The sequence below is a fragment of the Pseudomonas sp. BF-RE-25 genome (genome assembly GCF_019956105.1).
Classification (GTDB): domain Bacteria; phylum Pseudomonadota; class Gammaproteobacteria; order Pseudomonadales; family Pseudomonadaceae; genus Aquipseudomonas; species Aquipseudomonas migulae.
Window position 1 is genome coordinate 1 of sequence record NZ_JAHBDB010000059.1, and the last position, 19249, is coordinate 19249.

Annotated in this window: 14 protein-coding genes; 8 read left to right on the plus strand and 6 right to left on the minus strand. The window is 61.4% G+C overall.

The window, feature by feature from the left end:
• Positions 1-297: 297 nt before the first annotated feature.
• The 4 genes from KGB24_RS23540 to KGB24_RS23555 form a co-directional block, all read right to left on the minus strand.
• Entirely contained in the window at positions 298-1239 is a 942-nt protein-coding gene (locus tag KGB24_RS23540) for a LysR family transcriptional regulator (RefSeq protein WP_008029067.1), read from the minus strand.
• Positions 1240-1308: 69 nt separating this feature from the next.
• On the minus strand, positions 1309-2838 hold the full coding sequence (locus tag KGB24_RS23545) for a tripartite tricarboxylate transporter permease (RefSeq protein WP_192225918.1): 1530 nt from the start codon (positions 2836-2838) through the stop codon (positions 1309-1311).
• Positions 2835-3368 carry a tripartite tricarboxylate transporter TctB family protein gene (locus KGB24_RS23550; protein ID WP_008029063.1) on the minus strand — a complete coding sequence of 178 codons (534 nt, stop codon included), beginning with the start codon at positions 3366-3368 and terminating at the stop codon, positions 2835-2837. The genes KGB24_RS23545 and KGB24_RS23550 overlap by 4 nt, the downstream gene beginning before the upstream one ends.
• Before the next feature lie 52 nt (positions 3369-3420).
• Positions 3421-4437, minus strand: coding sequence for a Bug family tripartite tricarboxylate transporter substrate binding protein (locus tag KGB24_RS23555; protein WP_223416444.1), 1017 nt, complete (start codon positions 4435-4437; stop codon positions 3421-3423).
• A gap of 561 nt (positions 4438-4998) precedes the next feature.
• Here KGB24_RS23555 and KGB24_RS23560 point away from each other — a divergent pair.
• The 7 genes from KGB24_RS23560 (at position 4999) to KGB24_RS23590 (ending at position 14355) form a co-directional block, all read left to right on the plus strand.
• A complete protein-coding gene (locus tag KGB24_RS23560) occupies positions 4999-6321 on the plus strand; it encodes an MFS transporter (RefSeq protein WP_223416445.1) in 1323 nt (440 codons plus the stop codon).
• Positions 6314-7270, plus strand: coding sequence for an amidohydrolase family protein (locus KGB24_RS23565; RefSeq protein ID WP_223416446.1), 957 nt, complete (start codon positions 6314-6316; stop codon positions 7268-7270). The genes KGB24_RS23560 and KGB24_RS23565 overlap by 8 nt, the downstream gene beginning before the upstream one ends.
• Positions 7267-8271, plus strand: coding sequence for a 4-hydroxythreonine-4-phosphate dehydrogenase PdxA (locus tag KGB24_RS23570; protein ID WP_223416447.1), 1005 nt, complete (start codon positions 7267-7269; stop codon positions 8269-8271). Before KGB24_RS23565 ends, KGB24_RS23570 begins: the two co-directional genes overlap by 4 nt.
• Positions 8272-9056: 785 nt before the next feature.
• The gene (locus tag KGB24_RS23575) at positions 9057-10382 is read left to right on the plus strand and encodes an MFS transporter (RefSeq protein ID WP_223416448.1); all 1326 of its coding nucleotides are present in this window, start codon (positions 9057-9059) and stop codon (positions 10380-10382) included.
• Between the two features lie 33 nt (positions 10383-10415).
• Complete coding sequence (locus KGB24_RS23580) at positions 10416-11591, plus strand: L-rhamnonate dehydratase (protein ID WP_008043480.1); 1176 nt, start codon at positions 10416-10418, stop codon at positions 11589-11591.
• 53 nt (positions 11592-11644) lie between these two features.
• On the plus strand, positions 11645-12640 hold the full coding sequence (gene araD1, locus KGB24_RS23585; protein ID WP_223416449.1) for an AraD1 family protein: 996 nt from the start codon (positions 11645-11647) through the stop codon (positions 12638-12640).
• A 134-nt stretch (positions 12641-12774) separates the two neighbouring features.
• Entirely contained in the window at positions 12775-14355 is a 1581-nt protein-coding gene (locus KGB24_RS23590; protein ID WP_223416450.1) for an aldehyde dehydrogenase (NADP(+)), read from the plus strand.
• A gap of 122 nt (positions 14356-14477) precedes the next feature.
• Here KGB24_RS23590 and KGB24_RS23595 read toward each other — a convergent pair whose 3' ends face one another.
• Together KGB24_RS23595 and KGB24_RS23600 are read right to left on the minus strand one after the other, a co-directional pair.
• On the minus strand, positions 14478-15386 hold the full coding sequence (locus tag KGB24_RS23595) for a DMT family transporter (RefSeq protein WP_008029046.1): 909 nt from the start codon (positions 15384-15386) through the stop codon (positions 14478-14480).
• 71 nt (positions 15387-15457) lie between these two features.
• Entirely contained in the window at positions 15458-17083 is a 1626-nt protein-coding gene (locus tag KGB24_RS23600; RefSeq protein WP_223416451.1) for a methyl-accepting chemotaxis protein, read from the minus strand.
• Between the two features lie 411 nt (positions 17084-17494).
• Here KGB24_RS23600 and aceK point away from each other — a divergent pair, with 411 nt between their 5' ends.
• Positions 17495-19213 carry a bifunctional isocitrate dehydrogenase kinase/phosphatase gene (aceK, locus tag KGB24_RS23605; RefSeq protein ID WP_008029042.1) on the plus strand — a complete coding sequence of 573 codons (1719 nt, stop codon included), beginning with the start codon at positions 17495-17497 and terminating at the stop codon, positions 19211-19213.
• Positions 19214-19249 lie beyond the last annotated feature (36 nt).

Below are 19249 nucleotides of genomic sequence, written 5' to 3' on the forward strand. Positions count from 1 at the left end.
TCGGCTTTCAGGCCGCCTCGGCGGCTGTGGCGGTGGTCGCCCCCTCGAGAGGCCGAGTGGAGGTTCTGCGCAGTGGGCAACCCGGCATGGATGCCGGGTTAGCCGCCCCCGGCCATGGATGGCCGATGGCGGCGGGCCCACGGAGCAGGACCGGAGCGAGCCACCGAACGAAAGGGGCAAAAGCGCTTTGGTTACTTTCCGCCGGGCCGCGCAGGCTTTTCGAAAGTGACTCGCCGTAAGGGCGAAACCAATAGCCGCCGTTACCGAAGCAACGGATATGTACGCATACCCAAAGGCCTACTTACTCAAAGCATGCTCAGCCCGCACCGAATTCATAAACGCCTGCATCGCCGAAGACTGAATACGATGACGCCGGGTAATCAACCCATACGGCGGCAACCGCGCTTCAAACTTGATCGGCAACACCGCCAGCAAATCACGCCCCGGATAATCCTCGACCACCGACACCGGCGTCACGCCGAGCATGTCGGTCTGCTGGATCAACGACAGCAAGGTCATGATCGACGTGGTTTCAACAATACTGCTGGGAATGTCGACCCGCGCATTGTGAAACACCTGATTGATGATCGCGCGCATCGGGCTCGGTTGCTGCTGCAACACCCACGTCATGTTCTGCAATTCCGCCCAGCTCAGGTTCTTCTCCCGAGCCAATGGATTCTGCGCACCGGCAATCACGCACAGCTCCTCTTCACCCAAGCTATCGAACAGCAATTCTTCAGCCCGCGCACCCGCCGGAATCCGCCCCAACACAATGTCGAGCTGATCCTGCAACAGTGCCTGCACCAGTACATCACTGGTGTCGACCTGAATGCTCATCGACAACCGTGGATGGCTTTTCTTCAAGGTGGCAATGGTGCGGGTCAGCAACCCCGAGGCCAACGCCGGAATCGCCCCGACGGCGACACGCCCGAGGTTGCCGGATTCCAGGGCGACCAGTTCTTCACGCATGCCGCTGAGTTCGGCAAACACCATACGCGCGTAGTAGATGACGGTCTCCCCGAACGGGGTGGAACGCATGCCCCGAGGCAGACGTTCGAAGAGTTCGACGCCGAGCAAGTCCTCGGCCTCGTGCAACATCTTGGTCGCCGCCGGTTGGGTCATGCCGATGTGGTCGGCGGCGCGGCGCAGTGAACCGAGTTCCTGCAACGCCAGCATCAGCCGCAATTGGCGCAGACGCAGTCGACTGTGGATCACATTGGCATCAGGAATTCGGGTCATGGGCCGCGCTCGCGAAAAAGACTGCGGCAAGCCTGACAACAAATGTCAGGCGTTGCCAGCATTGCCGTGTCACAGCACCGATTTGGTCTTGGCGACGTGAGGTTTGCGCAGGCCCATCAGGCTGCTCAACCCTTTGGAAATCAGCGGCCAGAACAGCATCAGCAGCGCCGCCGTGGTCAGGCTGCCCACCAGCGGGTTGGACCAGAAAATCCCCAAGTGGCCGTCAGAAAACAGCATCGATTGACGGAACGCATCCTCAGCCTTGTCCCCTAGAACAGCCGCCAACACCAGCGGCGCAATCGGGTAACCGAGTTTCTTGAACAGATAACCCAGCGCGCCGAAGCCCAGCATCAGCACCACGTCGAAGAACGAGTTGTGCACCGAGTAGGCACCGATGGCGCAGACCATGATGATGATCGGCGCAATGATCGAGAACGGAATGCGCAGGATCGAAGCGAACAGCGGCACGGTAGCCAGTACCACGATCAGGCTCACCACGTTGCCCAGGTACATACTCGCAATCAGGCCCCAGACAAAATCGTGCTGCTCGACGAACAACGTCGGGCCAGGGTGCAAGCCCCAGATCATCAAGCCACCGAGCATCACCGCTGCCGTAGCGGAACCGGGAATACCCAAGGTCAGCATCGGCAGCAGGGCGCTGGTGCCGGCGGCATGGTCGGCGGTTTCCGGAGCGATCACGCCTTCGAGTTCACCCTTGCCGAAGTTCTCGCGATTCTTCGAGAAACGCCGCGCCAGGCTGTAGCTCATGAACGAAGCCGCCGTCGGCCCGCCCGGCGTGATGCCCATCCAGCAACCAACCAGCGTGCTGCGCACAATCGTCCACCAGTAACGCGGCAACTTGGCCCAGGTACGCAGAATCACCATCGGTGTAATGCGCGCATGCTCGCCGCGAAACACCAGGCCTTCCTCGACCGTGCAAAGGATTTCGCCGATGCCGAACAGGCCGATCACCGCCACTTCGAAGCTGATGCCGGTCATCAGGATCGGCTGGTCGAAGGTCAGGCGCAGGTTGCCGGACACGGTGTCCATGCCGACCGCCGCCATGGCGAAACCGATCATCATCGCCACCACGGTTTTCAGCGGCGGGTTCTTGCTCATGCCGATGAAAGTGCAGAACGCCAACAGGTACACCGCGAAGAACTCCGGTGAACTGAACGACATGGCGAATGCGGCGATCTTGGTCGACAGGAAGGTCAGCAACAGCACCCCGGCCAATGCACCGATCAGTGCCGAACTGAAGGCGGCGGTGAGGGCTTCGGCGGCGCGACCTTCGCGGGCCATCGGGTAGCCGTCGAAGGTCGTCGCCACCGATGAGGGCTCACCGGGGATGTTGAACAGGATCGAGGTGATCGAGCCGCCAAACAGCGCGCCCCAATACATGCACGACAGCAGAATGATCGCCGACACCGGCGACATGGTGAACGTCAGCGGCAGCAACAACGCCACGCCGTTGGGGGCACCGAGGCCGGGCAGTACGCCGACCAGAATGCCCAGCAGCACGCCGATCACCATCAGGCCGATGTGGCCTGGGGTCAGGATCAGGTTCATGCCTTGCAGCAGGGAATCGAACTCGCTCATTTGAAATTTCTCCCGGCCAGGGCAATCCAGTCGCCCATCGGGCCGGCATCCAGCGGGACCTTGAACCACAGCGCGAAAATCAGGTAGCTGGCCAGCACCGCGCCGAGGGACACGCTGCCGATCATCAGTTTGCCGTAAGGCTTGGCACGGACCTTGTCACGCCACATGAACCAGGCGATGAAGCAGGCCGACGCCACGTAGATGCCGGTGAATGGCATGGCGCCCACGAACAGCGCAATCGGGATGAACACCGACAGCACTTGCTTGAACGCACTGCGGCTGACGAATGCAATGCTCAGGGCGTGCCAGCGCACCAGGGTCAACACGCCGTTGGCCACGCTTGCGGCGCTGAGCATCAGGCCGATGTAGAAGGGGAAGTAACCCGGCTCGGGGCCGGAATCGCCCCAGCCGATACCTTGTTCGACACTGCCGAACATCACCACCACGCCGATCAGCGCGGTGAAGACGGTCAGGCCGAGTTCGACCCAGCGGGTACCGACCAGCGCCGGTGAATCCGAAGAATGGGACATGAAGACACCTCCAGAGGTGACGGCCGTGCGCAGGCGGACGGCCGTCGGCAACTCAGTTTTTCAGCCAGCCGGCTTCTTTGAACACCGGGGTGACGCGGGCGGTGTCTTTCTCAATGTAGGCGGTCAGCGGCTCGCCTTCGAGGAAGGTGGGCACCAGTGCGTTCTGTTTGACGTAGGCCTTGAACTCCGGGGTTTCGGTGACTTTGCGTATCAGCTCGACATAGAACGCCCGTTGCTCGGCGGTCACTTCGCCGGGCATGAACACGGTGCGCGGGAAGCGGTACTGATCGATGCCAAGGCCCTGCTCGTGACAGGTCGGCACGTCGGCCCAGGATTTGTCGCCGGCGACTTTCTCGGTGTAGCTCATGCGCTCTTTACTGAACACGCACAGCGGCTCGACCTGATCACCGCGCCATTGGCTGATGCTTTCGCTGGGGTTGTTGACGTTGGCGGCGATGTGTTTGCCGGCCAGTTGGGTCGCGGCTTCGCTGCCGCTCTTGAACGGGATGTACACCAGTTTGCTGTTTGTGGTCTGGTTCAACAGCAGGGTCAGGGTCTGGTCCACGTCCTTGGACTGGCTGCCGCCCATGCGCAGGTTCGACGGGTCAGCCTTGACCGCTTCGTAGAAGCCCTTGGCGTCCTTCCACGGTGCGTCTTTGTAGCTCCAGAGAATGAAATCGTCCTCGGCCACGGCGGCGATGGGGGTCAGTTCCTGCCATTGGTAGCCGAGCTTGGACACCAGCGGCAAGAGGTAGATGTTGTTGGTGCCGATCACCAGTTTTTCCGGATCGCCCTTGTTCATTTTCAGGTCGAGGAAAGCTTCGGCACCATTGCCGCCGCCCTTGTTGAGGACGATGGTATTCACGTCGAGCAGCTTGTGGGTGGTGATGATCGACTGGATCAAACGGCCGAGCTGGTCGGTGCCGCCACCGGGACCGCCAGCGACGACGATTTCGACGTTCTTGTCTGGTTGCCAGGCTGCATGAGCGAGAGCGGGAAGGGCGCCGGCGGCGACCAGCGTGCAGCCAAGAAACAGACGGGATGTGCGACGGACGAATGCATTTCGCATGGAAGGGCCTCGTTTTTGTAGTTGTTATGAGTGACTTGTCTGAGCGGTAAAGCTGCAAGCCTGGCCCGAGTGTGGGAAGCCGCAGGCGTCGCGTCTAGTCAAAACAATACATACACCGATAGCCTGGGGTTATAGCTCGGGACGGGAAAAATCGTGAAGATCGCCGCAGGCCTTGCGCCAGAGCAGTTTGAGTGGAAAGTGTGTGCAGGCCTTATTCATTGAAAGCCCCCTGAAAGCAGGGCATGACATAACCCGAGGCTATCGCCTTATTTCAAGTTTTGATTAGACGGTTATCAGTGAGCCTTCGATAGTGCTCACCAATGCCGTGAAAACGCGGCAAAACGCGAACCCTGTAGGAGCCGGCTTGCCGGCGATGGCGGAATGTCAGGCGCCATCAATATCGATTGATGCACCGCAATCACTGTAGGAGCCGGCTTGCCGGCGATGGCGGCGTATCAATCAACATTGATGGTGCCTGACACACCGCTATCGCCGGCAAGCCGGCTCCTACAAGGTCAGCGTTTGCAACTTCACAAAAATAATAAATTCGAGGTACGCACCATGGCTCGTTCCAGTGCTTCCCTGCAATTACCCGCCGCAGCGGCCGAACCGCTGACCGGCACCACCAAGGCCAGCAATGTGCGCTGGCGGATCTTCGCGATCATCTTCGCGTTGACCATGGTCAACCTCATCGACCGGGTGTCGCTGTCCATTGCGATGCCGACCATCGCCCATGAGTTTTCCCTGTCGCCGAGCATGCAAGGCCTGATCCTCAGCAGCTTCTTCTGGGCCTATGCGCTGTTGCAGATTCCCGGCGGCTGGATGATCGACCGCTTCGGCCCGCACCGGGTCATCAGTTGGTCCACCGGGTTGTGGGGGACGTTTCAAGTATTGGCGGCATTTGCCACGGGCGGCTTGTCATTGTTGTTCGCCCGCGTTGCACTCGGTGCTGCCGAGGCTCCCTTGTTCCCGTCGGGCGGCAAGCTGATTTCGTTGTGGCTGGCGCCAAGCGAGCGCAGTCGCGGCGCGGTGCTGATGGACAGCGGCAGCCCGTTGGGCGTGGCGTTGGGCGGGCTAATCATTGCTTATCTGATCGCGTCGCTGGACTCATGGCGCCTGGCGTTCGTGATCGCCGGTATCGCGACGCTGGTACTGGCGTGGCTGGCGCGGCGGTATCTGCGCGATGACCCGGCCAGCCACCCGCAAGTGAATGCCGAAGAGCTCGAGAAGATCAACGCCGGACGCGCCACGCCAGCAGCCGAAGCGGCGCGGGTGCCAGTCAAAGGCCTGGGCATTGCGGCGCGTTCCCTGAGCGGTTTGCTGATCGGCCGCGCCAGTTGGGCGATGGTGTATTTCGGCTTGCTGACCTGGGGGCCGAGTTATCTGGCGCAGGCTCGCGGCTTCGATATCAAGGGCATTGGCGCGGCGACGTTCGTGATTTTTGTCTGCGGTGCGCTCGGCTCGTTGACCGGTGGTTTCCTCTGCGACGGGCTGATCCGCAAAGGTGTCAGCCGCGGTGTGGCGGTCAAGAGCCTGCTGGCGTTTTCCGGTCTGGTGGCTCTCGGCGCGTTTCTGTTGTTGCCGACCCTGACTAACCCTTTTGCCGCCGTGGCGTTGTTGGCCATGACTGCGTTTTTCCTGATGTGGGGCAGCCTCTACTGGAGCTTCCCGGCATTGCTGGCGGCGCCGGCGCGGGTCGGCCTGATCGGCGGCGTGATGAACATGGCCGGCAGCACGGGCGGGATTGCGGTGCCGATTCTGGTCGGCGTGATCCTGCAAATGGCCGGTGGATTCGCGCCGGTGCTGGGGTTCTTTGCGGCGTGTTCGGCGGTCTTCGTTTTTGCCACGCTGTTCATCAGCCTCGACGAGGTGCGCCATGACTGAGTTGTATACGGGGCCGATCATCGACGCCCATCACCACTTCTGGGACCCGACGATCAATCACCATCCGTGGCTCGCGCCTGAAGCCAGGATCCCGTTTCGCTACGGCGACTACAGCGCGATCAAACGGCGCTATTTTCCCGACGATTACTTCGCCGATGCCGGTTCGCATAACGTCGTGAAAACGGTGTACGTCGAGACCGAATGGGACCCGCAAGACCCGATTGGCGAAACCCGATTCATTGAAGGTTTGGCGGCGCGTTACGGCGTACCGAATGCAATCGTCGCGCAGGCCTGGCTCGATCATCCGGACGCTATCGCGGTGCTCACCGAGCAGGCGAGTTTCAAGTGCGTACGCAGCGTGCGCCACAAACCCGGTGGCCCGACTTCGACGGCGCAGGTGGGCCATCTGCGCAGCCTGATGAGCGATGAACACTGGCGCCGCAGTTACGCCGCGCTGCAAGGGTTGGGGCTGCATTTCGATTTGCAGACACCCTGGTGGAACCTCTACGAAGCCGAACGGCTGGCCCGGGACTTTCCCGGCACCACGCTGATTCTCAACCACGCCGGGTTGCCTAATGACCGCAGCGCCGAAGGCCTGGCGGGGTGGCGTCTGGCGATGGCGCGACTGGCCGAATGGCCGAACGTGCAGGTGAAGGTTTCCGGCCTGGGCCTGAAAGGGCAGGCGTGGCGCGCCAAAGACAATGCCTGGATCGTGCGCGAAGTGATCGCCATGTTCGGCACCGACCGCGTGATGTTCGCCAGCAACTTTCCGGTGGACAGCCTGTGCGGCTCGTTCGACGACATCTACAACGGTTTCAAATCCATCGTTGCTGACCTGCCATGGGCGGATCAGGAGCGCCTGTTCTACAGCAACGCGCAGCGGGTTTATCGCTGCGAGCCTAGCGCCATTGACCGTACATGGCCCGAACCCTTGAGGAGTGAAGCATGAGCAAGACAACCATCGCCATGGTCCTGGGCGACCCGGCGGGCATCGGCCCGGAACTGATCGCACGCCTGCTCGCCGAGCCTCAGGTTCGCAGCCAGGCCAACGTGATCCTGATTGCCGACGAGGCGGAAATGCGGCGCGGCATGCGCATCGCCGGGGTGGAGTTTCCGTACCGTCGCGTCGAGTCGCTGGATCAGCTGTCATTTGTCGATGACACGCCGTTGTTCTATGACTTTCGCGGCGACACCATTGGCGAATTCCCGCGCAGTGAAGCCAGCGTCATTGGTGGCCGCTACAGCCTCGACACTCTGGAAAAAGCCCTGCGCCTGACCGAGGCCGGCACCACGGGTGCGGTGCTGTTCGGGCCGCTGAACAAGACCTCGCTGCACATGGCCGGCATGGCCCACAACGACGAGTTGCACTGGTTCGCCGAGCTGCTGGATTTCCACGGGCCGTTCTGTGAATTCAATGTGCTCGACAACCTCTGGACATCGCGGGTGACCTCGCATGTAGCGCTGTCGGAGGTGCCGGGCATGCTGACGCAAGCGCGGGTGGTGGAAGCGATCCAGCTGATCGACACCGCGCTCAAACGCAACGGCCTGGCGAAACCGCGCATCGGCGTGTGCGGCCTGAACCCGCACAACGGCGACAACGGCTCGTTCGGTCGCGAAGAACTGGACATCATCGGCCCGGCCGTACGTTCGGCGCAGGCGTTGGGGATTGCGGCGGAAGGGCCGTATCCGGGCGACACGATTTTCCTCAAGGTGCAGGGCGATGCGAGCGCCTTTGACGCGGTGGTGACGATGTACCACGACCAGGGACAGATCGCGATCAAGTTGATGGGCTTCTCCCGTGGGGTGACGGTGCAGGGCGGCTTGCCGATCCCCATCACCACACCGGCCCATGGCACCGCGTTCGATATCGCCGGCCAAGGCAAAGCCAACCCCGGCGCGATCCGCCAGGCCTTCGAAATCGCCTGCCGCATGGGCACCAACCACTACTGACCCCCCACAAAACTCACTGACACACCGCAAAGCTAACTGACACACCGCAACTCCCTGTAGGAGCCGGCTTGCTGGCGATGAGGGCCTGACAGACACACATAAAGTGACTGTCAGACCTCAATCGCCAGCAAGCCGGCTCCTACAGTGGATGGTGGTGTTGCCAGTATTTGCGATCCATGCAAAACCCTGTAGGAGCTGGCTTGCCAGCGATGAGGGCCTGACAGACACAGATGAAGTGACTGTCAGAACGCTATCGCCGGCAAGCCGGCTCCTACAGTAATGCGTGGTGTTGCCAGTATTTGTGATCAATGCAAAACCCTGTAGGAGTTGGCTTGCCAGCGATGAGGGCCTGACAGACACAGATGAAGTGCCTGTCAGACCGCTATCGCCGGCAAGCCGGCTCCTACAGTAATGCGTGGTGCTGCCAGGTTGTTCAATCAACGCAAAACCCCATGTGGGAGCGAGCCTGCTCGCGATAGCGCTCTATCAGTCACTGCAATGTGCCTGTCAGATCGCCTTCGCGAGCAGGCTCGCTCCCACAGTTGTTTTTTTGGGGGAGGGCGCCTGATAACTCGATCTAGGCAATAACCGCACTTACCTATCACCCCAGGTTATCGATGGATGTGCATAAGTGATTATCCGTCGCCCTGTGCGCTGGCTAAAGTCGCTCCATCGAATGACCAGAGCCGGCCACCCGAGCTGCCTCGATCGCACGATTCAACAACTACAAAAAGCCCGCCTTGTCACTTCCGCAAGGCACATACCGGCAGCAAAGGAACCTTCACATGACTCGTCCAGATTTCGCCCTGGCTCTGTCCAGTGCCATCTCCAAAAGCCGGCTGCGTCTGCTGCCGTTTCTGATCCTGATGTACATCCTCGCCTTCATCGATCGCTCCAACGTCGGCTTCGCCAAAGCCGCGTTGCAGGCCGACACCGGTTTGGGCGATGCCGCGTTTGCGTTCGGCGCGAGCATCTTCTTCATCGGCTACGCGTTCTTCGAAGTGCCGAGCAACTACATGCTGCACCGCCTCGGCGCGAAGGTCTGGCTGTGCCGGATCATGGTCACCTGGGGCCTGGTGTCGGCGGCAATGATGTTCGCCCACAACGCCGAAACCTTTTACGTCCTGCGCTTCCTGCTGGGGGTTGCCGAAGCCGGCTTCTTCCCTGGGATCATCCTTTACCTCACCTACTGGTTCCCGGCACAAAGCCGTGGCCAGGCGCTCGGTCTGTTCTATTTCGGCTTGCCCCTGGCGCTAGTGCTGGGCAGCCCGCTGTCGGGCTGGTTGCTGGACTTCCACGGCGTGTTCGGCCTGACCAACTGGCAATGGTTGTTCGTCGTCGAAGGCTTGATGGCGTCGGTGGTCGGCATCGCTGCGTACTTCTATCTGGTCAACCGCCCAGCCGATGCCACGTGGTTGAGCGTCGATGAAAAGCAGGCGCTGCAAACCGCACTCAGCGAAGAAGACGCGCAGAAAAAAGACAGCAGCCCCCATGGTTTTCTCAGTGCGCTGCGCAACCCTCGGGTGCTGCAATTCTGCCTGGCGTATTTCACCATTCAGATGAGCGTGTACGGCGTGGTGTTTTACCTGCCGACGCGCATCGCCGGGCTGCTCGACGGCCACGTCGGCCTCAACGTCGGCCTGATCACCGCGATTCCGTGGATCTGCGCCCTGGTCGTGACTCGCCTCGTCACTCGCTACGCCGACCGCACTGGCCAGCACCGTCGCCTCGCCGTGTGCATGCTGACCATGGCCGCGCTCGGCATCGCCGCCTCGGCGCTGGGCACCAGCATGGTTCCGGTGGTCATCGCCTTCTGTTTCGCCGCTGCCGGTTTCGTCTCGGTGCAGCCACTGTTCTGGACCATTCCCACCAGCTACCTCAGCGGTGCCGCCGCAGCTGGCGGGATCGCCCTGATCAACTCCATCGGCAACCTCGGCGGCTTCGTCGCGCCGAACCTGAAAACCGTGATGGAAACCAGCTTCGCCGACCCCCGCGCCGGCATGTTCGCCCTGGCCCTGGTCGGCATTGTCGGCGCCGTCCTGTTGTCCCGACTTCGCAGCACCCACACCCCTAAATCACCCTCGCAGCTCACACCGGCTCAGGTTGGCTGATCACTACCCAAGCGTTAGCAAGGAATTGAATTCATGAAAATCAAAGCAATCCGTACCCGCGTTTTCGAGTGGAAAGGCAAAGTCGTCCCACCACAAGCGCACTTCTGCACCAACGCCAGCGACATCCTGTTCGAACGTGGCGACGCCATGGGTTCGTTCCGTTTCCACGGCTGGCTGGTGGTGGAAGTCGAGACCGACACCGGTCTTGTCGGCATCGGTAACTGCGCCCTGGCGCCGCGTGTGGCCAAGGAAATCATCGACACCTACCTGGCGCCGATTGCGATTGGTGAAGACCCGTTCGACAACGAATACATCTGGCAGAAGATGTACCGCCAGAGCCACGCCTGGGGCCGTAAAGGCATCGGCATGGCGGCGATCTCGGCGATCGACATCGCGATCTGGGACATCATGGGCAAAGCGGTCAACAAACCGGTGTTCAAACTGCTGGGCGGGCGCACCAAGGAAAAGATCTGGACCTACGCCTCCAAGCTCTATGCCAACGACAACCTCGACCTGTTCCTCGAAGAGGCCCAGGGTTATCTGAACCAGGGTTTCACCGCGCTGAAAATGCGCTTCGGCTACGGCCCGAAAGATGGCCCGGCGGGCATGCGCAAGAACATCGAACAAGTGCGTGCACTGCGTGAGCTGGCCGGCCCGGACATCGACATCATGCTCGAATGCTACATGGGCTGGACCCTGGAATATGCACGGCGCATGTTGCCGAAACTCGCCGAATTCGAACCGCGCTGGCTCGAAGAACCGGTGATCGCCGACGACATCGAGGGCTACATCGAGCTGAAAAAAATGGGGATCATGCCGATCTCCGGCGGCGAGCACGAATTCACCTCCTACGGTTTCAAAGACCTGCTGGAACGCCGCGCCGTCGACGTGATCCAGTACGACACCAACCGTGTGGGCGGCATCACCGCTGCGCGCAAGATCAACGCCATGGCCGAAGCCTGGTCGGTGCCGGTGATTCCGCACGCCGGGCAGATGCACAACTATCACCTGACCATGTCCACCACCGCCTCGCCGATGGCCGAGTTCTTCCCGGTCTTCGATGTCGAGGTCGGCAACGAACTTTTCTACTACGTGTTCAAGGGCGAGCCGCAACCGGTCAACGGCTACATCCAGCTCGACGACAACAAGCCGGGCCTGGGCCTGGAAATCTCCGATGAATACCTGAGCGACTTCAACATCATCGAGTGACCTTGAGGCGCCGCTCGTGAGCGGCGCCATTCACGACTTTCTGGAGGGCCGTCATGCGCCTGATTCAATTTGAAAACTCTGCCGGCGAACGTCAGGTCGGCCTCGTCGAAGGCTCGCAGGTCCAGGTGCTGAATGACACCCGTAGCACCCGTGAACTGGCTCTCGCGGCGATCCGCGCCCAACGCAGCCTGCAAGAAGAAGTGGCTCAACGCGGCACCGAGGCGGGCCCGGATTACGCGCAACTGTTGCAGCAGGGCAAAGTCCTGCCGCCGCTGGATCACGAAGACCCGGCGCACTGCCTGATCAGCGGCACCGGCCTGACCCATCTGGGCAGCGCCTCGGCGCGGGACAAAATGCACCAGCAGGATGGCGCCGTTGAGGCCGGCATGACCGACACCATGCGCATTTTCAAGTGGGGCCTGGAAGGTGGCAAACCCGCAGCCGGACAGGTTGGCGCGCAGCCGGAATGGTTCTACAAGGGCGACGGCAGCATCGTTGTGCGCCCCGGCGCGGATTTCCCGGTGCCGCCGTTTGCCGAAGACGCCGGTGAAGAGCCGGAGCTGACCGGTCTGTATGTGATTGGCGATGACGGCCTGCCGTATCGCGTCGGTTATGCGCTGGGTAACGAGTTCTCCGACCATGTCATGGAGCGGCGCAATTACCTGTACCTCGCGCACTCGAAACTGCGTTTCTGCGCCTATGGTCCGGAGCTGCGCGTCGGTGAATTGCCTAAACACCTGGCGGGCACCAGCCGCATCATCCGCAACGGCGAAACCCTCTGGGAAAAAGAGTTTCTCAGCGGCGAAGACAACATGTGCCACAGCCTCGCCAACCTCGAATTCCATCACTTCAAATACGCGCAGTTTTTGCGTCCGGGCGATGTCCATGTGCATTACTTCGGCACCGCGACGCTGTCGTTTGCCGATGGCGTGAAAACCCAGCCGGGTGATCGCTTCCAGATCAGCCTCGACGCGTTTGGCGCACCGTTGGAAAACGGCATCGGCGAAAGCGCCCAGCCGTTGGCCATCGGCCAAGTGCGTTCGCTCTAAAAGCCGGCGGAACATCCGCCCTTGTAGGAGCCGGCTTGCCGGCGATTGCGTCCGAGAGAACGATGCAAGGCTTGAAGGCCAATCGCCGGCAAGCCGGCTCCTACAGGTCTGTGCCAATCGATCAGGAATAAATTATGACCACGCTCTCTGGACACAACTACATCGGCGGTCAGCGCAGCGCCAACGGCACGTTGCAACTGCAAAGCCTCGACGCCACCACCGGCGAGCCGCTGCCCGGCACTTTCTTCCAGGCGACTGAAGCCGAGGTGGATGCCGCCGCCAATGCCGCCGCTGCGGCTTACCCGATCTACCGCAACCTGAGCGCGGAAAAACGCGCCGCGTTCCTCGACGCCATCGCCGATGAAATCGATGCGCTGGGCGACGATTTCGTCGCCACGGTCTGTCGGGAAACGGCACTGCCGGCCGGGCGTATCCAGGGCGAGCGCGGGCGCACCAGCGGCCAGATGCGCCTGTTCGCCAAGGTCCTGCGGCGCGGTGATTTCTACGGTGCGCGGATCGATCGGGCGTTGCCGGATCGCCAACCGCTGCCACGGCCGGATCTGCGCCAGTACCGCATCGCCATCGGCCCGGTGGCGGTGTTTGGCGCCAGCAACTTTCCGCTCGCCTTTTCCACGGCGGGTGGCGATACCGCTTCGGCACTGGCCGCCGGTTGCCCGGTGGTGTTCAAAGCGCACAGCGGACACATGGCGACCGCCGAACGGGTCGCGGACGCCATCATCCGCGCCGCCGAACGCACGGGCATGCCGGCGGGTGTGTTCAACATGATTTATGGCGGTGGCGTCGGTGAGTGGCTGGTCAAGCACCCGGCGATTCAGGCCGTGGGCTTCACCGGTTCGCTCAAGGGCGGTAATGCCCTGAGCCACATGGCCGCGACCCGGCCGCAACCGATCCCGGTGTTTGCCGAAATGTCGAGCATCAACCCGGTGTTCCTGTTGCCCGAAGCCCTCGCCGTGCGGGGCGAGCAGATCGCGGCGCAACTGGCCGGTTCGGTGACCTTGGGCTGCGGGCAGTTCTGCACCAATCCGGGTTTGGTCATCGGTTTGCGTTCGCCACAGTTCAGCGCTTTCCTTCAACAGTTCTGCGCCAACATGAACGAGCAGCCGGCACAAACCATGCTCAATGCCGGCGCGCTGGTCAGCTACAGCCAAGGCCTTGGGGAGTTGCACGAACATCCGGGGCTGACGCACCTGGCGGGCAAACCGCAGCAGGGCAATCAGGCGCAGCCGCAGGTGTTCAAGGCCGATGTCAGCCTGCTGCTCAAGGGCGATGAGTTGCTTCAGGAAGAAGTGTTCGGGCCGACCACCATCGTCATCGAAGTCGAAGATCGGGCGCAGCTCGCGGCGGCGCTGCACGGCCTGCGCGGGCAATTGACGGCGACGCTGATCGGCGAGGCCGAAGAGCTGCTGGAATACCGCTGGCTGGCGCAATTGCTACAGGAAAAAGTCGGGCGGATTTTGCTCAACGGCTATCCGACCGGGGTCGAAGTCTGCGAGGCGATGGTGCATGGCGGGCCGTATCCGGCGACATCGGATTCTCGCGGGACGTCGGTGGGGACGCTGGCGATTGATCGATTCCTGCGGCCGGTGTGCTTCCAGAATTACCCGGATGCGTTGTTGCCCGAGGCGTTGCAGAACGCGAATCCGCTGGGGATTCGGCGGTTGGTGGATGGCGAAGTGAGTCAGTCACCTTTGTAGTTGCCTGAACCACCGCCATCGCGAGCAGGCTCGCTCCCACATTGGACCGCGTCCGCCCGGACAACTCGGTCAACTGTGGGAGCGAGCCTGCTCGCGATGGCGTCATCAGCAGCGCCAGAAATTTACCGGGCCACCACCTCAACCTTCTTCATAACCGAAGGCTTCAACACCAACCACAACGCCGCCGCAATCAACACCCCGCCATACACGTGCGCCATCGACAACGGCTCATCCAGCAGCAACGCCCCCCACAACACCCCGAACGGCGGAATCAGGAACGTCGTTGTCATCGATTTCAAAGGCCCGATCGAGCTGAGCAGACGGAAGTAAATAATGTACGCAAACGCCGTGCACCCCAGGCCCAGCCCCAGCAACGACAGCCACACGCTCCAGCCGCCCCAGCTCGCCGGTGGCTGGCTGATCACGCTGTAGCCGAACAGCGGCAGCAGGAACAAGGTCGCCCCGAGCATGCTGCCCAGTGCCGAAAGACGACTGTCGAGCCCGCCGGCCTGATCGAGCCAGCGGCGGGCGAGGAACCCGGCAAACCCATAACAGGTGGTGGCGAGCAGGCAGGCGAGGGCGCCCATCAGCAGTTGCAGGTCGAAGGCCACCGGGCCGGCACGGGTCAGCACGCCAACACCGAACAAACCGAGAAACACCCCGCCGAGCTTGGCCGCAGTGAGCCGCTCACTGAAGAACAGGCCGCCGATCAACACGCCCATCAGTGGCGTGGTGGCGTTGAAGATTGCCGAGTAACCGGCGGGCAGCACCTGGGCTGCCACTGAATAGAGGGTCGCGGGAATCCCGGAGTTGATCACCCCGAGCAGCATCACGGTTTTGAGCTTGCCCTTGAAATCCCAGCTGATGCGCATCAGCCCGACAATCACCAGCAACCCGACCGCCGCAATCGACACGCGGAAAAACGCCGTGGGGATGCTGCCAATCACTGGGGCGATGATGCGCATGAACAGGAAACTCGCGCCCCAGATGGCCGCCAGCGACAGTAAACGAACGATATCGACAGGGCTCACGGTGCACTCCTTCCTTGATGGGGACGAGAGTGTTGCCGAGAGCCTTGCCTATGGCAACCGAAAAACCGGCATCAAATTATGAAACGTGTCACCAGACCGTTAAGGTCGATTGCCAGCCGCGACAGTTCCTGACTGGCGGCGGAAGTCTGGGTGGCGCCGGCGGCGGTCTGGGTCGAGAGATCGCGAATGTTCACCAGGTTCTGATCGACTTCCCGGGCCACCAGCGCTTGCTGTTCGGCGGCGCTGGCGATGACCAGGTTGCGTTCGTTGATCTGCGAGATCGATGCGGTGATTTTCTCCAGGGCGCTGCCGGCACTGTTGGCCCGGCGCAAGGTCTGGCCGGCGTGTTCGGCACTGCTTTGCAGCGCGCTGACCGTGGCCCCGGTGCCGTGCTGGATGTTGTTGATCATCAGCTCGATTTCTTCGGTGGAGTTCTGGGTGCGTTGCGCCAGCGAGCGCACTTCATCGGCCACCACGGCAAACCCGCGCCCGGCTTCACCGGCGCGTGCGGCTTCGATGGCCGCATTGAGCGCCAACAGGTTGGTCTGCCCGGCGATGCCGCGAATCACTTCCAGCACTTTGCTGATGTCCTGCGCCTGAACCGCCAGGCCCTCGGCCCGTTCCGAGGCGCCGAGCACTTCGCTGACCAGCCCCTGAATCGCGGTGATGGTTTCAGTGACCTGCACGTGGCCGTGCTTGCTGTCCTCGTTCGACGCCTGGGAGGCCTCGGCGCTGGACACGGCATTCGCGGCGACCTCGTCCACCGCAGTGCTCATTTCGGTGACGGCGGTGGCGGCCATCTCGATCTGGTCGTTCTGCTGCTGCAGGCCGCGAGTGCTTTCCTCCATCACAGAACTCATTTCCTCGGCTGCCGACGCCAGTTGGCGCGCCGAGTCGCTGATGCCGCGAATGGTCGTGCGCAGGTTGCCTTGCATGTCGGCGAGGGCGTTGAGCAATTGCGCGGCTTCGTCCTTGCCGTGGCTGGCAATCTGTCCACTGAGGTCGCCCGCGGCAATCCGGCGTGCGACCTGCAGCGCCTGATTGATCGGCGTGGTGATGCTGCGCGTCAGCAACCAGGCCAACAGCAGCGTGGCAAGCAGCGCAATCACGATGATCGTGCCGACGATCCATTGCGCACGCTGGTACATCAACGCGGCAGCGTCCGCTGCGGTATCGGCGCCTTGCTGATTGAAACTGATCATCGATTCCAGGACTTTATCCAGCACGATGCCCTGCAGATTCAGTTCATGGTTGATCTGATCGTAAGTCTGGTCACTATGGCCGGCGTCGATGTGGGCAAAAATCTGGTCGACGAGCGACAGGTACTTGGCAGCGCCTGCCTTGAGGCTGTCGAGCATGGCCCGTTCCTGATCGCTTGACACCAGGGACGAGTGATCGTTGAGGCGCTTGAGCAACTCCTGGCGTTGAGCGTTGATGATGCCTCTACTCTTTTCCTGTACAGCGCTCTGGCTGCTGGTCCTCAACCGCAACGATTCCAGGCGGATGGTGGCGATGTTGGACGCGCTGTCATGGATGCTCTCGATGCTCGGCATCCACGATTCCTCGATGACCGATGCACTCTCGCGCAGGGTCGCCATCTGACCCAGGCCGAACAGCCCGACCAGCACCAGCAGGCTGGCCAGCACAGCAAAACACAAGCTCGCGCGCAAACCTATGCGCATGTTCCTTATAGGCATCTTATGTGCTCCTTGGGCATTTTGAGAGGTAGTCCTCGTGGACCGAGGATCTTGTTTTTAGGCGGGTGAACGCGGGGTGTATATCAAAGAGCCATCATCTTGGTAAGACCAATCCGAGAGCGCTTTTCAGGCGGGCTGGCATTCCGGGAAAAGCAGAAAATCTAAAGGCTGACGTTTGCTTCAGCGTGGATTGGATCCGCACGCCTGATAATCAGAGGGCTGTAGATGAATCGATTAAGTGGATGGAGAGTGACTTTTTAGGTCGTTTACTGACCGAGCGGTCGATTAAAAAAAGTCCGAAAAAACTGCGCCCATGAGTGATTCATTCGTTTTCGGACCGAAATTAGGCTTCTCCTGCACCCGGTTCACTGGCTAAGCTCAGGCCTTCCGAATTCCCGTAGAGGTCTCACCATGCCGCAGCAATGGCCAGCCGCCGACATCGCCCGAATGATCCTCGATGGCTTTGACGATTACCGCGAGCATTTCCGGCAGATCACCGATGGCGCCCGGGCGCGTTTCGAGCAAGCCCAATGGCAGGAAACGCAAATCGCCTCGGCGGCGCGGATCAACCTCTACGAAGATAAAGTCAGCGAAACGGTGGACCGGCTGCGCATCGCGTTCGACGCCGACACGCTGGATGTCAGCTGCTGGCCATTGGTCAAAAGCGCCTACATCAGCCTGATCGACCTGCGTTTCGACGATGAGCTGTCCGAGACCTGGTACAACTCGATCTTCTGCGGGCTGTTCAGCCACGACCTGATCAGCGACGGCTGCATGTTCATCCACACCACCCGGCCAAGCCTGCGCCGGGCACGCGCCGCACAAACCCGCACCTACAAACCTCAAGGCCAGCTGTCGGGCATGTTGGCGAGCATTTTTGCCGACTACCGTTTCAGCGAGGATTACGCCGACCTCGCGGGTGATCTGCGCCGCCTCGAAGCACAGCTGCGCGAGAACCTGCCGGACTGGGTGTGCAAGGACCCCGAGCTGAGCGTCGAGCTGTTTTCCTCGGTGTTGTACCGCAACAAGGGTGCTTACCTGGTGGGGCGCATCTACACCACCGATGAGCAATGGCCGCTGGCGATTCCGCTGCTGCACCTTGAGGGCCGCGGCATCCAGATCGATGCGTTGATTACCGACGAAGCCGACGTGTCGATCATCTTCTCGTTCACCCGTTCCTACTTCATGGTCGATGTGCCGGTGCCGGCGGAGTTCATCGGTTTCCTGCGGCGGATCTTGCCAGGCAAGCACATCGCCGAGCTGTACACCTCGATCGGGTTCTACAAGCACGGCAAGTCGGAGTTCTACCGGGCGCTGATCAACCACCTGGCCAGCACCGACGACCAGTTCATCATGGCCCCCGGCGTGCGCGGCATGGTGATGAGCGTGTTCACGCTGCCGGGTTTCAACACCGTGTTCAAAATCATCAAGGACCGTTTCTCACCGTCGAAAAACGTCGACCGCGCGACGGTGATCGAGAAGTACCGGCTGGTGAAAAGCGTCGACCGCGTCGGGCGCATGGCCGATACCCAGGAATTCGCCGACTTCCGTTTTCCGTTGAGCAAGTTCGAGCCGGCGTGTCTGGAAGAATTGCTGGACGTGGCGGCGTCTACCGTATCGGTGGAAGGCGACACGGTATTGATCCGCCACTGCTGGACCGAGCGGCGGATGACCCCGTTGAACCTGTATCTGGAAAACGCCAACGAGGCGCAGGTGCACGACGCGCTGGAAGATTACGGCCTGGCGATCAAGCAACTGGCGGCGGCGAACATTTTTCCCGGCGACATGCTGCTGAAAAACTTCGGCGTCACCCGTCACGGTCGCGTGGTGTTTTATGACTACGACGAGATCTGTTTCCTGACCGAAGCCAACTTCCGCCACATCCCGCAACCGCGCACGCCGGAAGACGAAATGGCGTCCGAGCCGTGGTATTCGATCGGGCCGCTGGATGTGTTCCCCGAGGAGTTCCCGCCGTTTCTGTTTGCCGATTCCGCGCAGCGGCGCTTGTTCGATCAGTTGCACGGCGAGTTGTACAACGCCGATTACTGGAAAAGCCTGCAAGAGGCGATTCGTGCCGGCAAGGTGATCGACGTGTTCCCGTATCGGCGCAAGGGCATGGATACCGAGTAGTTCTCTGCGATTGCTGTGCAATCGAATCGCGAGCAG

Bases quoted from the DNA above. Each gene is read 5' to 3' on its own strand.
- KGB24_RS23540 (WP_008029067.1), bottom strand. From the start codon at position 1,239: ATGACCCGAATTCCTGATGCCAATGTGATCCACAGTCGACTGCGTCTG.
- KGB24_RS23545 (WP_192225918.1), bottom strand. From the start codon at position 2,838: ATGAGCGAGTTCGATTCCCTGCTGCAAGGCATGAACCTGATCCTGACC.
- KGB24_RS23550 (WP_008029063.1), bottom strand. From the start codon at position 3,368: ATGTCCCATTCTTCGGATTCACCGGCGCTGGTCGGTACCCGCTGGGTC.
- KGB24_RS23555 (WP_223416444.1), bottom strand. From the start codon at position 4,437: ATGCGAAATGCATTCGTCCGTCGCACATCCCGTCTGTTTCTTGGCTGC.
- KGB24_RS23560 (WP_223416445.1), top strand. From the start codon at position 4,999: ATGGCTCGTTCCAGTGCTTCCCTGCAATTACCCGCCGCAGCGGCCGAA.
- KGB24_RS23565 (WP_223416446.1), top strand. From the start codon at position 6,314: ATGACTGAGTTGTATACGGGGCCGATCATCGACGCCCATCACCACTTC.
- KGB24_RS23570 (WP_223416447.1), top strand. From the start codon at position 7,267: ATGAGCAAGACAACCATCGCCATGGTCCTGGGCGACCCGGCGGGCATC.
- KGB24_RS23575 (WP_223416448.1), top strand. From the start codon at position 9,057: ATGACTCGTCCAGATTTCGCCCTGGCTCTGTCCAGTGCCATCTCCAAA.
- KGB24_RS23580 (WP_008043480.1), top strand. From the start codon at position 10,416: ATGAAAATCAAAGCAATCCGTACCCGCGTTTTCGAGTGGAAAGGCAAA.
- araD1 (WP_223416449.1), top strand. From the start codon at position 11,645: ATGCGCCTGATTCAATTTGAAAACTCTGCCGGCGAACGTCAGGTCGGC.
- KGB24_RS23590 (WP_223416450.1), top strand. From the start codon at position 12,775: ATGACCACGCTCTCTGGACACAACTACATCGGCGGTCAGCGCAGCGCC.
- KGB24_RS23600 (WP_223416451.1), bottom strand. From the start codon at position 17,083: ATGCCTATAAGGAACATGCGCATAGGTTTGCGCGCGAGCTTGTGTTTT.
- aceK (WP_008029042.1), top strand. From the start codon at position 17,495: ATGCCGCAGCAATGGCCAGCCGCCGACATCGCCCGAATGATCCTCGAT.